Consider the following 14,407-nt stretch of genomic DNA (forward strand, 5'->3'; position numbering starts at 1 on the left):
CGCAACTATCCCAATCCTCAGACCCAACCCGCTCAAACCACCACTTCTACTGCCATCTAAAAAAAGAAAGGGTGTCAGTGGATAAGCGATGGACAAGTCGGGCACAAACCGTGGACAACACGTCGTGTTGCCCACCGTTTGCACCCTAACTTGCCCATCGCTTACCCACTGACGGGTTTATTTTAATACAACAACAAGTTTTATGATTAAATTAAAAAATACGCTGCTCGACGCTTCGCGCCATCACATAACTTTTTTACAAAAGGGGACATTTTAACTTTGCTCAAAAGGGGACATTTCTATTTTGCCTTGACAAACCTGGCTTTTTGCTTGAATCCCTGGGGTGCATTTGCTAGTCTCACACACTGAATCTTTCTAGGTGTTTTGCTCATGCTTCAATTTATTCGTGATAAGTCTCAGGGCGTGATCGCCACCGTGATTTTGGGTCTTTTGGCCCTAAGCTTTGCACTGTGGGGGATTCACAATTATTTTGATAGCAGTGGTCAAAATGCTACGGTTGTCACCGTCAATGGCCAGGATATTTCCAGTCAAAGTTTTTCAGCGACTTTACAAAGAGCTCAGGCGCAAGCTCAGCGAATGGGTTATCAAATTAATACTCAGTCAGCATTGAATGCGTTTAAAAAGCATGTCTTGGACAACATGGTGATGATGACCTTGTTGCATCAATCTGCTGTGAAAAATGGTTTTGCAGTCAGCCCCGATTTGCTGGAACTGACGTTGGCCAGACTTCCAATGCTACAGCAGGGTGGTGTGTTCTCTAAGAAACGTTTCATGAATTTTTTGCAATCGACAGGTTACTCCCAAGAACAGTTTCTTTCAACGTTGAGTAGTAGTCTTCAATTGCAGCAAGTCCAAAATGGGATGGTGGAAACTGCGTTTAGTCTTTCTTATATGACAGAGCGGGCTGTGGGCTTGGTGCACCAAACGCGAAGCTTCGCTTACACGCTCATCCCGGCTTCAGCTTACAGGTCTGATGTGAAAGTTACGCCGAGCGAAGCACAAGTGTATTACAAGGCAAACACGCAAGCCTTTACGATTCCTCAGAAGGTCAGTGTCGATTACTTGGAGTTGTCCTTGTCCGCGGTGGAGTCGCATATAAAACCGACTGATGCACAGTTGCAGGCGTTTTACCGAGGAAATATTGCTTTATTCTCTGTGCCCATGCAGTGGAAAGTCTCGCGGATTGAGGTGCCATTATCTGATGGGGCGAGCGATCGTGAGGTTGCTACCGCGAAAGAAAAAGCCCAGGCCATTGAGCAGGCGCTTTCGAAAAACTCGGCGCGCTTCGGTGAGTTTGCTAAACAGTACCCTGCGCAAGATAGCCTGGGTAATGGCGGTTGGGTAAGCTTAATGGAAGTCCCAGAAGTTATGCAAGCAGCGTTGGTGAAGCTGAAGCACCCAGGTGAGCTTTCTTCTGTACTGACTTTGCCCAATGGTTTCGAACTTATCAAAGTTCTGGCGGTTAAACCTTCGAAAGTATACCCGTATGATGATATTAAAGCGCGCGTGAGGAAAATGTATATTCAGCAAACCGCTCAAAAACAGTACTCAACGGCGGTGGATCGCTTGTCGAGTTTAACCTTTGAGCACCCGGAATCTTTGGCGCCAGCTGCAAAAGCCCTGGGGCTTTCGGTGAAAAAATCGCCTTTATTTAGTGAGAAAGAGAAAACAGGCATGTTTGCAAACCCTGCTTTGTTGTCTTCGGCATTTAGTCAGGATGTGCTGATCAATGGTAATAATAGCGACTTAATTAATATTGACGATACTCACGTCATGGTGTTAAGGCTCAATCAAAAAATTCCTGCCACAGTGAAGCCGTTCGATGAGGTCTCAGCAACGATTTACAATACTTTGGTGCAAGAAAAGTCGGCTGAGATGGCTCAGGCAAAAGCCACTAAATTACTGGGTGAGCTTCATGGTGCTCGTGATCTGTCAGCCATCGCTAAAAAAGAAGGCTTATCGGCTCATCAAGTTGATCATGTCAATCGCAATACGCAGTCCAAGTCGTTGCCTGCGCTTTTGGTTGAGACCGCTTTTTCTCTGCCAGTGCCATACCATTCTCGTTACCCTGCAACTTCGATTAAGATGCCTAATGGTGATAGTGCTGTGCTGGTGTTGTCAGGCGTTAAGCAGGGTCGTTTGTCGGATTTTCCTGATTCGGTCAATCAAGCGTTTGCTCGTGCACAGGTCGCTGATGCCGGGCGTTTAGACTATGCTTTATATCTACATGGTCTAAAGCAGGCTGCAAATATTAAATATCGTAAGCTCAATTAAGGTTGCTACGCTTCGGTTGAACTTCCAGGCGGCACGCGTTATATTGAGCGATATTACTTAGGAGTACCAATGGTGATAAGGAAATTTCTCGCGCTCTCTCTGGCCGCCTTTCTTGTGATTGGCCTAAGTTCATGTAAAAAACATTCCGAGCCTAAAAAGGTGGCTGCTGCAGCTAAGCCAACGCCGGTCAGTGTAGTCAAAGTTCAATCTCGTAAAGTCAGTGTTATCTACCATTCTGTGGGTACGATCAAAAGCCGTGAAGAACCGGTTATCAAATCTCGCGTGAGCGCTCGCGTTGCGGATATGCTCGTATCAGAAGGTGAACGTGTTGAAAAGGGCCAGCTTTTAGCTCGCTTAAGCAAAGAACAAGAAAATCTGGCTATGCGAAGAGCTGAAGCCAGTTTGTACTCCGCCAAAGCCAATCTTGATGAAAAGCATTCCATGATGAAGCGTTACGGCCTGCTGGCAGAAAAGGGTATCGTTTCAAAACTGCATTACGAACAAGTGGTTGCGCAGTACAAAACCGCAGAGGCGCAGGTGAAAGAAGCGCAAGTTGCTTATGATAACGCTAAAAACAACTTAGATAGAACCGATATTCGCTCGCCTATTTCAGGCTCTGTTCAAGAAATAAAAGTCACTGCAGGTGATACGGTTCAGCCGGGCACGCCCCTGATACAGCTCGTTAATCATGAGCAGTTAGTCGCTGTTTTGCCATTTTCTCAAGTTAAAAGCGCGAATCTTCGACCGGGTTTGTGGGCTGAACTTTCTTCACCGGCTTCGCCAGGCGCACCGATTGAGCGTCAAATCTCCCAAATTAAACCCGAGATTAATGCAAAAAACCGCGCACAAGACGTGTTGATTCAATTCCCTAATCCGGGTAACTGGAAAGTGGGCGCTAGTGTTGATGCCTTGGTGTATGGTGATGCTGAGCAAAATGCTTTGTTAATTCCGGTTGATGCTGTCGTGGTCCAGCCTGGCGGTGCTTACTATGTTTTCACTGTTAAAGATGATAAGGCGCAGGAAGTTAGGGTAAAGCTGGGTTACGAACTAGGGTCTGATGTTGTCGTGATTGACGGCTTGCAAAAAGATGACTCGGTGATTGTGCACGGAGCACAATATGTGGGTAATGGCAGTCCTGTCACGGTGGCTAAACATCTTGAAACGCAACTCAAGCATAAGCTTGTTCACGAGGTGGCCTCAACATGACCTTGCCTAAGCTTTCCATTAAACGGCCAGTCATGGCCTGTATGCTCAGCTGCTTGTTTATTTTATTTGGTGTATTGAGCTACGTTAATATTCCTGTTCAAGAAAACCCTGATATTACTTATCCTATCATTACCGTAAAAACTATGATGCCGGGTGCTGATGCTTCGCAGGTGAACGAAGTCATTACGAAACCGACTGAGAAGGCGCTTAATTCAATCTCAGGTATTGTTTCTGTTGACTCCTCGTCCAAGTCGGGTGAGTCGACCGTTTCCTTAAAATTTAAACTTGGCACGGATATGAGTGCCGCCTACAACGAAGTTGAAAGTCAGCTTCAGCATACCAGTGGTGAAATGCCAAAAGATGCGCGCGCACCGTTAATATCAAAAGCCTCAGTGAATGCAAGTCCCGTTTTCTTAATGGTATTGTACGGCGACCAAAAATTATCAGACATTACGCGTTTTGCGCATCAGGTTGTTGTGCCTAAGCTTGAAAACATTCCAGGTGTTGCTTCGGTCAATGTGGTCGGTGTTGATAAAATGGGCGTCTATGTTGACCTTAACTTGAAAAAAATGGCAGCTTTAAAATTAACGCCAAGTGATGTGCAAAGCGCTTTACATACGCAGCATGTTAACGTGCCGGGCGGCAGCATGGTCGTCGGTAAAAAAGAGTATGATTTAAATCTTGATTTGCAATTTCATAGTATCTCTAAGCTGAAGAATCTGGTGGTGGCTTATCGGGATGGTGCGCCAGTCCACCTTTCAGGCATCGCTACGGTGAGCTTGGGTTTTCCGAGTAAAGAGCAATATGCTACGTATGATGGCAAACCAGCCGTTGGGATTAATGTGATCAAAAAATCCGATGGCGATACGGTTTCCATTGCTAAAGCCGTCGAGAAAAGGCTTCATGGTGCGATTAATCCCTTGCTACCTTCTGGTTTGAAAACTGGCATTGTATTTAATGAAGCCGATTATATTTTGGATATTGCTCATGGCTTAGAACAAGATATCTGGCTGAGTGTATTAGCCGCAGCCTTGGTAATTTTCTTTTTCTTAAAAAACTTTCGCTCGACTTTAATTATTACAGCCTCTATTCCTGTTTCTTTGTTGGGCGCAGTCGCAGCGATTCACTTTTTCAATTATTCTTTCAATATTGTAACTTTGCTTGGCTTAATATTATTGGTTGGCGTGGTGGTCGACGATGCTATCGTGGTTTTGGAAAATATTTTTTCTAAGCTTGAAGGTAATTCCGGGCTTGACCGAAAAAAAATTGCGATTGATGGCGCCAATCAAGTGGTTTTTGCCGTGCTTGCCTCAAGTCTTTCCTTGGTTTCTATCTTTTTGCCAGTCGTCTTTATGGGCGGTATTATTGGCTTGTTTTTTAAATCGTTTGCCGTTGTTGTTACGGCCGGCGTCATTATCTCTTTATTGGTTGCGCTGACTTTGACGCCCGTGTTGTGCTCAACATTTATGCGCGTTTCACATACACAAGGGCGCACGTATCGTTTTCTGGAAGGCGTACTGTCGATTATTGATAAAGTGTATCACGCGATACTGCATTTTGTTTTACGTTTTCGTTGGTTAATGGTGTTGCTCGCTATTTTAGTTGTGTTTCTAAGCGTGCCTATTTTTCATTTCGTGGGTAAAGAATTTATGCCGGCGAATAAAGACTCAGGGCACTTTTCTGTGACGGTTCAAACCCCTCAGGGTGTGAGCAAGGCCTATACGATGGGGCGAGTTCGAGAAGCTGAAACCGTATTAAACCAAACTCAGGGTATCTCTAGCTATTTCGCGTCTGTTTCTTTAGCGACAAAGGCAACGCTCAACGTTCGATTAAAGCCACAAGTTGAACGTAAACTTTCACAGGCTGAAATTATGAGTGCAATACAGCAGCAATTGCAAAACATTCCGGGCGCTGAATTCTTTATGTCACACTCTGGGCAGTCAAGCTACGTGACCTTTGTGCTAATGGGGCGAACTCAGCAAGAGGTATTACAGGCTGCGTATTCGTTTTACAATACATTGAGCAAGCATTCCGAATTGGGCCAGTTTTATTTGGGGCTTTCTCGGAAGAAGCCTGCGTATAAGCTTAACTTCAATCGTATTCTAGCAAAAAGTATGGGAATTTCGGCAAGTGATGTCGCTAACACATTGTCTGTTCTTGGGGGCACCGGCGTGCGTGTTGGCCACTTCACGCCGGGTGAGTCGGGTAGTCAGCGCTACAATATTTTATTCCGTGCGTCCAAAGATGAGTTTGTTGATCCTTCTGATTTGAGTCGTATTTATATGCGCTTAAACAGTGGCCAGCTTGTTCGTTTAGATACCTTGGCTTCGCTCGAAACCAGTTTGACGAACCAAGACATCAACCGAACAGACCTTAACTACTCCGTCGCGTTCTCGGCAGTGAGTAAAGAAGGTTTAGGCAAAACAGTGGCTGAAATTAAATCCTTGGCTGCGAGCAACTTGCCACAAGGTATTGAGTTGAAGATGACAGGTAATGCCGCGTCTATGGATCAAACAGTTTCTCAAGTGTTATACACAGTGATGTTGATTTTGCTACTGATGTACATTGTGTTGGCCAGCCAATTTAACTCTTTCATTCAGCCTTTGATTGTGATGGTGGCTTTGCCTTTGGCTGTGGTTGGAGGCGTTTTGGTTTTGTGGATTACAGGCATGACACTTAATATTTATTCTGTGATCGGCATGTTGTTGCTTATGGGCTTGGTGGCGAAAAACTCGATTCTTTTAATTGATCGGACTAATCAATATCGCCATGAGGGTTTGAGTGTTCACGATGCGCTAGCTAAAGCTTGCCCTCAAAGGATGCGTCCTGTATTGATGACTTCTTGCGCGATTATCTTGGCGATGTTGCCGGCAGCGCTCTCTACAGGTGCCGGCAGCGAGGCGCATCGTACGCTGGCCGTTGTGATCATCGGCGGTATGATTAGCTCAACGATTTTAAGCTTGATGATAGTGCCGTCGGTGTATTCTTTGGTCGCAGGCGGTCTCAACCGTGTTGAGGGCTGGATCAAGCGCGCAGAAGCTGAAGATTAGAGCCGCCGGCGCGCGCTAGTCTTCTAGCGCACCAATCGATACCGCATGGTAACCGCTGTCCACATGCACGATTTCGCCTGTAATACCTGAAGCAAGGTTTGAACACAAAAAGGCGGCGGTGTTACCCACGTCTTCTATGCTGACATTGCGGCGTAGCGGCACAATTTTCTCATTGAAGCTTAACATTTTTCGAAAGTCTTTAATGCCCGAGGCGGCCAGTGTCCGAATAGGGCCTGCTGAAATGGCGTTCACACGAATATTTTTCGGGCCTAAGCTTGCCGCCATGTAGCGTACGTTGGCTTCAAGACTCGCTTTGGCAATACCCATCACGTTGTAGTTGGTTACTGCGCGCTCAGCGCCTTGGTAGGTCATAGTCAAGAGTGCGCCGCCAGGGCGAATAAAGTCTTTAGCGGCTTTGGCCAGTGCGGCAAAGCTGTAGGAACTAATATCATGCGCTATGGTAAACCCCTCTCGTGTAACGCAATCCAAGTAGTCACCTTCAAGCTGATCGGCCGGGGCGAACGCGGCGGAGTGGACAATGATGTCAATGCCATCCCACTCTTTTTTTAATGCTGTAAAAATGTCGCTGATATCTTGGTCTTGAGTGAGGTCACATTTGAAAAATAGGCGACTATCCCACTCGGCCGTCATTTTTTCGATGCGATCACGAAAGCGTTCGTCTTGGTAGGTGAAGGCGAGCTCGGCGCCTTGTTCGTGCATGGCATTTGCGATGCCATAGGCAATCGATTTATTGCTCAATAAACCCACAATCAGCGCGCGTTTACCCTGTAAAAATCCCATCGTTTGACTCCTTTTGACTGTGTAGCGGCCATTGTACACCACGCTTGATTATTTCCAATACCTGGGTAGAATAAGCGCCTCTTGGTGTAGGCGCGTAGCTCAGTTGGTTAGAGCACCACCTTGACATGGTGGGGGTCGTTGGTTCGAGTCCAATCGCGCCTACCAATTTAAGCGACTGATTTTTCTAAATAATTCCATATATTTCAATAGATTACAGGGCTACCGCAAGGCCGGGTAGCTTTGTGGCTTTTGCATTGATTTGCTATTTTTTGTACAAAATACTATAGTCTTATAAGCAAGGCGCACTCTACTTGCACTCTAAAATGAGGGTAAAATGATGAAAGCATTGATCTCAGCATCGCTGATTAACAGGTTGAAGCCAAAAGAAAAAGAATATGACGTTCGGGATACAAAAACGGAAGGGTTTCTAATCCGTGTATTGCCCTCAGGCAAAATGCGTTATGTGGCGCAGTACGCCAGAGGTCGGCGTATTAATGTGGGCAAAGTAGGCGTCATGAAGCCCGAAGACGCCAGAGGTAAGGCGGCTGACATTATTCGTGATTATGAAAAAGGCATAGACCCTAAAACGGCGGCTTTGAAAGCCAAGGGTATGCCGACATTACGTGCATTTTTAGATGATGATTATGCTCCCTGGGTAAAGGCACATAATGAATCTGGCGAAGAAGCGATCAAAACCATCGAGCGGCATTTTAGTAGTCTCTTGGGTAAAAAGCTGGACAAGATCACTGTGCAAGAGTTAGAAAAATGGCGCACAAAAAAGCTGGAAAGCAAAGCCATGCAAGTCAATACGGTCAACCGAACGATTACACCATTGCGTTCAGCGATTTCTAAAGCGGTGGAATGGGGTATTCTAGATGAACATGTTTTGAAAGGGGTGAAAACATTAAAATGTGATGATACGCGTGTTCGATACTTAAGTGCCGCCGAAACCGAAAAGATATTTGAAGTGTTAAATAAGCGCGAAGAGTCTGTAAAGGCAGGCCGCGCACGCGCGAATGAATGGCGTAAAAAGCGCGGCAAACCATTATATCCTGAGTACAAAAAGAAAGATTTTATTGACCATTTTTTACCGATGGTCATCGTAACGCTAAACACAGGTGTTCGACGTAGTGAATTATTTCGCTTGAAACGCCGTTACGTTAATTTAGAGGATAATACCTTGTTCGTTGAGAAGTCTAAAAACTATATGGCGCGCCATATTCCATTAAATAAAACAGCCCAAAAGGCACTGAAACAGTGGCTAAAGCAAACAGAGGCTATTGAGAGCGCCTATGTATTTCCAAGCCCGCGTAATCCAGAAAAGCATGTTTCATCCATCAAAACAGTTTGGACAAACGTGCGTGATGATTGCAAAGTCGAAGACTTGCGCTGGCATGATCTTCGTCATGACTTTGCTAGCAAGCTCGTGATGAAGGAGGTTAGCCTATATACTGTGCAAAAACTGCTAGGTCATAAGAAAATCAGCCAGACGATGAAGTATGCGCATTTGGCACCGGATTTTATGGCTGAGTCTGTGGGGCGGTTGGATAAGTGAGCTTATTTAAAGATTGTACAGAGGTATGTTTATGAAAAAAGTAAAGTCAATTAATACACTGGAGGAAGCATTGGAGTTTTTCTTAATGCGAGGAAACTCAATAAAAGAAAAGATCACCAGCCCAAGGGAAAGTATATTCTTGTCAGAAAAGATCAATGCAGGTTTATATAAACGATTCATTAAGCTGTGTAAAAATATGCTTATAATATCCAGGTATGAAACATATATTAAAATAAGTGATAAATCTTCTAGCTTGGCTTTATTAGTACCATATTGTTCGGATCTTTACGAATGGATCGTATTCCAAGCGCTAGAATGGCTGACGGTTAAAAATATCCTTGCAGTGATTACAGCTATTGGCTTGGTCTCGGCAATTATTGGTTATGCTGCTATCGGGATATATTTGCATAACTTACATCTGAGCTTCTTGTTGCCAAATGTATTCGAGCATATAAGCAGTGGTGTATTTGTCTGGGGACTTATGATGCCTTTGTTGTTAATCATGTTTTTGATTGTGCTGTTTATTTTTTGCAGCTACCTTTCGTTTGAGCTTTACAAATTGAGCCCTGTTAAATCACTAAAAGGAGTTCTATTAGCGTTCTATATACCATTGTTGATAGTCGGTTATATGCCATTCATAATAATGTGCTTAAAGCTTTATCTTCACGTTGTGCTTGGTACGAACGTATTGGTACTGGCTTTCCTTTTTATACTGCCATTTTTTCAGTATCTATATGAGGTAGAAGGAAGCAGAGGGTTTTTTATTAGGTTTAGAAAAGGGAAATTTTTTCTCGCATTTTTCTTGAACCTATTTTTCTTGTCATATATTTGTTTTCTCGGAGTGTTGGCTATGAGCACGGAAGGCTTGAAGAATAACGGTTATTTTGTGTCGTTTTTACTTTATATTTTTCCAGCTTTTGCACCTTTTTCAATAATATTGCTTAACAATGAAATGGTTATTGGGAGTGTTAGACCAGATATTACTAATAGAGTATTAAAGCTCATTTTATGTTTTTCATTTATTGCTACAGTAGGAGTATTTGTGTGGATTGGCTTTGGAATTTTTGATTCTGTTTCGAATACAAAGCTGGGTAAATATTATCAAAATTTATATGTTACTCCAGGGCTTGCACAATATGGAGGTATTATTAATCAGTTGGATTATGACAAAAGAAATAATCAAATAAGGCCATGGATTGTTCTGCAAACTGATAATAGAATAGCATTTTCTAAAAATAAAACCGATAAAATAATATATGTTTTTAATAAGTCACCTTATCGACTTTTGTTTATTGCTAAAAAGGGTGGAGCACATAAGAAATAGAGTAGCTAGACATTTTATGATTTTTGTCGAAAATTGGAAATACTCTTTCTATGAGTTTGACCTGTACGTCACGGGAGACATGCGAATGTCCGTCGTGACGTACAGCGACCGTTTGCTTCAAATCAAATAAAAACAAACGCTTAAGTTTAAAAAACGATTCTCAATCTTTGTGAAACACTCGTGACGGCTCATGGCATGTCATTTTTTCAGTAAAAAATAAGTGATATGCCTTGAGCGGTTATCGCTCAACGAAGTAAGATCGATAGCGTGCCGTGTGAGCTATCAAGATAACCTTGGTTATCTCGGCAACCCCTGCTTTGTGATAAAGATTAATTTATCACAAAGTATTTAACTGGTCTCGCAAGAGACTTAAACAGATGGCTCGCTGTGAAAACCATCAAAGTAGCACACGCTACTTCAGCACCCTTGTTTTATTCCGTGTGCCTAGTTGTAATAAAACAGTCCTATTAAAACTTGCCATTGCTTCATTGCAAAATGAGCGATGGATTTAAACTTGGCGTATTAACGCCCTTTAACTGAAAAAGCCGTTTGTTCTCATTCGTAGGATAGCGGCTTTTTTTATTTAACTTAAATCTCCGGCAACACTAAGGCCGGAGATAAAACTCCTAGTAATTGGCTTGCTCAGTAAGCCAGTCTATATTCGCTGCAATAGCAAACCAACGCGCTGACGAAACAGCTTGCTTGCCAGATTTTATCCGGTAAAGCGGTAGGTTTTCGGCCTCAGCCATTCATAGACACTTTTGCAACTTCGTTGCCTGTGCCAGTTTTATTGCTGGTACAGAGTGTAACATCACTCACCGTATGGTCGGTCAATATTTATTGATCATGAATGGTTAGTCAGGCGATGGCGATCATTATTTCAAGGGCGTCACTTTGTATATTTGAAAAATGTACAAAGTGACGCCCTTGAGGCGAATCAATTTAAGCAATAAATACAAGGTATTAGCAATAGCAACGCGGCGTGCAGGCCGCGTGCAAAATAAAAACGGCAAAAATTCATTTAAACATCTCATTGAATTCGGAGGAAAAAACCATGTCTAAAAAGCATACGTTTAAAGGCACGTTTGTTAATGTGCTCAAGCATAACAAAGACGGCTCATTTACCACTCAAGATGATCGACGCAAAATGTTATTACAGTTCGCCGATACCTTGTGGGAAATGGGTTATAAATTAGATAGTGCGAAATTCATTCGTACTCGCCACGTCTATAAACTCGTTGACCACTGGAGAGCTAACGGCGATATGCCCGGTACGCTTCGCAATAAAGCTGCTGCACTTCGCTGGCTCATGGGTAAATTTAAAAGGGCAGAAATCGTGCCAAACAATAAAACGCTAAAAATTCCTAAGCGCGAATATGTCACTAATCAGGACAAGTCTCGCAATCTCAGTGAAACAGATTTGGATAAGGTTCATGAACCCTACCGAAAATTAAGCTTAGAGGCACAAAAGTTGTTTGGTTTACGCGTAGAAGAAAGTTTAAAAATTCAACCACACATTGCTGATCAAGGAAATCATCTATTTTTGAAGGGTTCATGGACGAAGGGCGGCCGTCCGCGTCATGTGCCTATTTTGACGGAAGAACAACGGCAGTGGTTAGACAAAGCGAAAGCTCTGGTAAAATATAAAGAGCATTCGCTTATTCCATCGGATACCAATTATAAAACGTATCGCAACACGATTAATCAATATTTTCGCCGAAAAGGAATTTATAAAACTCATGGGCTTAGACATCAATATGCGCAATCGCGTTATAAAGAATTAACCGGCTGGGAATGCCCTATCAAAGGCGGGCCATCACGAAGGGAATTATCACCGGAACAAAAAAAGCTTGATCGCGCCGTTCGACTACAACTTTCCAAGTTGATGGGGCATAATAGAGCCAGGATTTTGGCCGTCTATATTGGGGCGCTTAAAAATTAAATTGACGATAGGGGGTGAGAATGATGTTAGATAGTTTGGCGAATTATCATCGGTGGGGATATCAGGTGCTTTACCAGACTATTGATCAACTCCTTGATGAATCTTATCGAAAAGATATGGGGTTATTTTTTAAAAGCATCCATGGCACACTAAATCATCTATTGTTGGTCGATAAACTTTGGCTGTCACGATTTGTTGGCAATATAATAAAAGTTGATCGTTTAGATCAAGAACTGATTAGTGATAGGAGGCAATTAAAAGCGGAGATTGATAACCAAGCTATTCAGTGGATTGATTTTATTAAGATCCTAGATTTAACGGCTCTGCCTGAAAAACTGGATTATATGAATACCAAAGATATTCAAAGTACCGTATCCTATGCAAAAGCATTATATCATGTGTTTAATCACGGCACGCACCATCGCGGTCAAATTTCAGCAGCGTTAACGCAGTTGGGTTACGAAGCGCCTGTGATGGATTTAATCTATTTTAAAGATGAGGCTTAGCGTATGCGAGTAATACGGAAAGATTTTCAAACAGGGCTAGAAGTTAGTATTCATTATATTGTGATAGGCTAAGACAAGGCTAGACTAGACTGCTGTAAACGAAATAAAGTGAATGATTAAAGGGGATACTGATGAATAAAAAAATAGCAATCGTAACAGGCGCCAGTCAAGGTTTGGGTAAAGCGGTTGCCATAGATTTGGCAAAGCAGGGTTATTTAGTAGTCCTTGTAGCGAGAAATAAAAGCAAGCTTGAGTCGGTTTGTGAGGTGATTAAAGCTACTGGTGGCGATAGCCTATTTTATTCGCTGGATGTTTCAGAAGCCAAACAGGTGGAGCAGTGTGTTGAAGAGATTGTTTCAAAATATGGTCGAATTGATCTGTTGTTTAATAATGCGGGTGTTTTACAACACGGGACAACTACGCTATCCAGTGAAGAAATAGACAAAATTATTCAAATTAACCTCAATGGCGCAATCCATATGGCATCAGTGGTTGCGAAACAAATGAAACAACAAAAACAAGGCTATATCATGAATGTTTCTTCTTTAGGAGGTAAGGTGGCGGCATCTTTTGCCGGTGTTTATGCCGCCTCTAAATTTGGTCTATCGGGCTTTAGTGAGGCTTTATCAAAAGAAATGTCACTTTATGGTGTCAAGGTAAGCAATCTTTGCCCAGGCATGATGGCCACTGAAATGACAGCAGGCCGTTTATTTAAGGCTGAAGACATGATAGAAATAGACGATATTTGTCAAACCGTTCGGTATTTGCTGAGTTTAAGCCGCAAAGCAATACCATTAGAGATTGTGCTTCATTGTTTACCCTTTGTTGAAAAAACAACACGCGCAACTCACGAAGCCTATGGCTTAAACGAATAACAAATAAATTAATCATTAATAGAGGGGAATGTTATGTCCATTAATAAACAAGTTTCAGGACAAGGCAAGGATGTTGTTTTAATTCATGGCTGGGGTTGTGATTTGCGCCATATGCAACCCATTGCTGATCAGTTAAAGGGCTATCGGATAACCAACGTTGATTTACCCGGTCGGGGAAAAAGCGATTGGGCGCCCAGTATTGACAATATTCATGATATTGCAGATTTTCTTTTACCAGAATTACCTGAATCTGCCATTTATGTACCTTGGTCATTTGGTGGTTTAGTCACCTTATCGATTGCATCACGTTATCCTGAGCGTGTGAGCCGTATCATTGGTGTGGCAACTTCGCCTAAATTTATTGAAGATGATGGCTGGCCAGCTGTGCCAAAACCGGGCTTTATTGCAGGCTTTTCAGAAATTACTCAGCTGGGGTTTGTTGACTTCTTTAAAGCTTATTACGATGTTGAGTTTTCGGACTTCAATCCAAAGCCCAAAGAATATCAGAAATTAATTGATCTCCTTGAAAAAACGCCAAAGCAGGATCTCGATGTATTGTTACAAGGTGTTAGGCTTTGTGATAAAACAGATTTTAGAGATAGGTTTAAAACGTTAAAATGTCCGGTCGACCTCATCCTTGGGGGCAAAGACTCATCGGTTCCAAGTGCGATGCATCCAGCAATACAAAGGTTAAATCCAGCAGCAAAGCTGCATGTGATTCCTGAAGCACAGCATATGTCATTTTGGACACACCCATTAGCATTTAAACAAATATCAACCTAAAAAACGCAGTTGAGCCTATTCCTGCTGTTCAAATTGGCGACTAAATCAGATTATTTTTTCAACAATAATT

General features: G+C 42.9%; 10 protein-coding genes and 1 tRNA gene. 10 read left to right on the plus strand and 1 reads right to left on the minus strand.

Annotated features, from left to right (window positions below; all coding sequences use genetic code 11):
- Positions 1 to 390: 390 nt before the first annotated feature.
- The 3 genes from COV52_09860 (at position 391) to COV52_09870 (ending at position 6,551) form a co-directional block, all read left to right on the plus strand.
- A complete protein-coding gene (locus COV52_09860) occupies positions 391 to 2,295 on the plus strand; it encodes a hypothetical protein (GenBank protein PIR10179.1) in 1,905 nt (634 codons plus the stop codon).
- 69 nt (positions 2,296 to 2,364) lie between these two features.
- Positions 2,365 to 3,501 (plus strand): hypothetical protein, encoded by a 1,137-nt coding sequence (locus COV52_09865; protein ID PIR10180.1) that lies wholly within the window; start codon positions 2,365 to 2,367, stop codon positions 3,499 to 3,501.
- Positions 3,498 to 6,551, plus strand: a complete 3,054-nt coding sequence (locus COV52_09870; protein ID PIR10181.1) for an acriflavin resistance protein — start codon at positions 3,498 to 3,500, stop codon at positions 6,549 to 6,551. The genes COV52_09865 and COV52_09870 overlap by 4 nt, the downstream gene beginning before the upstream one ends.
- A 15-nt stretch (positions 6,552 to 6,566) precedes the next feature.
- Here COV52_09870 and COV52_09875 read toward each other — a convergent pair whose 3' ends face one another.
- Positions 6,567 to 7,352: an enoyl-[acyl-carrier-protein] reductase FabI gene (locus COV52_09875; protein ID PIR10182.1), complete on the minus strand. Its 786-nt coding sequence runs from the start codon at positions 7,350 to 7,352 to the stop codon at positions 6,567 to 6,569.
- A gap of 88 nt (positions 7,353 to 7,440) precedes the next feature.
- On the opposite strand from COV52_09875, the gene COV52_09880 reads away from it, so the two are divergent.
- The 7 genes from COV52_09880 to COV52_09910 all read left to right on the plus strand — a co-directional run bounded on the left by COV52_09880 (position 7,441) and on the right by COV52_09910 (position 14,337).
- Positions 7,441 to 7,517, plus strand: a tRNA-Val gene (locus COV52_09880).
- A gap of 169 nt (positions 7,518 to 7,686) precedes the next feature.
- Positions 7,687 to 8,907 carry a recombinase gene (locus COV52_09885; GenBank protein ID PIR10183.1) on the plus strand — a complete coding sequence of 407 codons (1,221 nt, stop codon included), beginning with the start codon at positions 7,687 to 7,689 and terminating at the stop codon, positions 8,905 to 8,907.
- Between the two features lie 25 nt (positions 8,908 to 8,932).
- The gene (locus COV52_09890) at positions 8,933 to 10,231 is read left to right on the plus strand and encodes a hypothetical protein (protein PIR10184.1); all 1,299 of its coding nucleotides are present in this window, start codon (positions 8,933 to 8,935) and stop codon (positions 10,229 to 10,231) included.
- A gap of 1,054 nt (positions 10,232 to 11,285) precedes the next feature.
- Entirely contained in the window at positions 11,286 to 12,173 is an 888-nt protein-coding gene (locus COV52_09895; protein PIR10185.1) for an integrase, read from the plus strand.
- A 20-nt stretch (positions 12,174 to 12,193) separates the two neighbouring features.
- Positions 12,194 to 12,679: a damage-inducible protein DinB gene (locus COV52_09900; protein PIR10186.1), complete on the plus strand. Its 486-nt coding sequence runs from the start codon at positions 12,194 to 12,196 to the stop codon at positions 12,677 to 12,679.
- 131 nt (positions 12,680 to 12,810) lie between these two features.
- Entirely contained in the window at positions 12,811 to 13,554 is a 744-nt protein-coding gene (locus COV52_09905) for an alcohol dehydrogenase (GenBank protein ID PIR10187.1), read from the plus strand.
- A 33-nt stretch (positions 13,555 to 13,587) separates the two neighbouring features.
- Positions 13,588 to 14,337 carry a hypothetical protein gene (locus tag COV52_09910; GenBank protein PIR10188.1) on the plus strand — a complete coding sequence of 250 codons (750 nt, stop codon included), beginning with the start codon at positions 13,588 to 13,590 and terminating at the stop codon, positions 14,335 to 14,337.
- Positions 14,338 to 14,407 lie beyond the last annotated feature (70 nt).

Source organism: Gammaproteobacteria bacterium CG11_big_fil_rev_8_21_14_0_20_46_22, from assembly GCA_002796245.1.
Classification (GTDB): domain Bacteria; phylum Pseudomonadota; class Gammaproteobacteria; order UBA12402; family UBA12402; genus 1-14-0-20-46-22.

Coding starts and splice junctions, on each gene's coding strand:
- COV52_09900 (PIR10186.1), top strand. CDS start 12,194: ATGATGTTAGATAGTTTGGCGAATTATCATCGGTGGGGATATCAGGTG.
- COV52_09865 (PIR10180.1), top strand. CDS start 2,365: ATGGTGATAAGGAAATTTCTCGCGCTCTCTCTGGCCGCCTTTCTTGTG.
- COV52_09910 (PIR10188.1), top strand. CDS start 13,588: ATGTCCATTAATAAACAAGTTTCAGGACAAGGCAAGGATGTTGTTTTA.
- COV52_09905 (PIR10187.1), top strand. CDS start 12,811: ATGAATAAAAAAATAGCAATCGTAACAGGCGCCAGTCAAGGTTTGGGT.
- COV52_09890 (PIR10184.1), top strand. CDS start 8,933: ATGTTTATGAAAAAAGTAAAGTCAATTAATACACTGGAGGAAGCATTG.
- COV52_09885 (PIR10183.1), top strand. CDS start 7,687: ATGATGAAAGCATTGATCTCAGCATCGCTGATTAACAGGTTGAAGCCA.
- COV52_09875 (PIR10182.1), bottom strand. CDS start 7,352: ATGGGATTTTTACAGGGTAAACGCGCGCTGATTGTGGGTTTATTGAGC.
- COV52_09895 (PIR10185.1), top strand. CDS start 11,286: ATGTCTAAAAAGCATACGTTTAAAGGCACGTTTGTTAATGTGCTCAAG.
- COV52_09860 (PIR10179.1), top strand. CDS start 391: ATGCTTCAATTTATTCGTGATAAGTCTCAGGGCGTGATCGCCACCGTG.
- COV52_09870 (PIR10181.1), top strand. CDS start 3,498: ATGACCTTGCCTAAGCTTTCCATTAAACGGCCAGTCATGGCCTGTATG.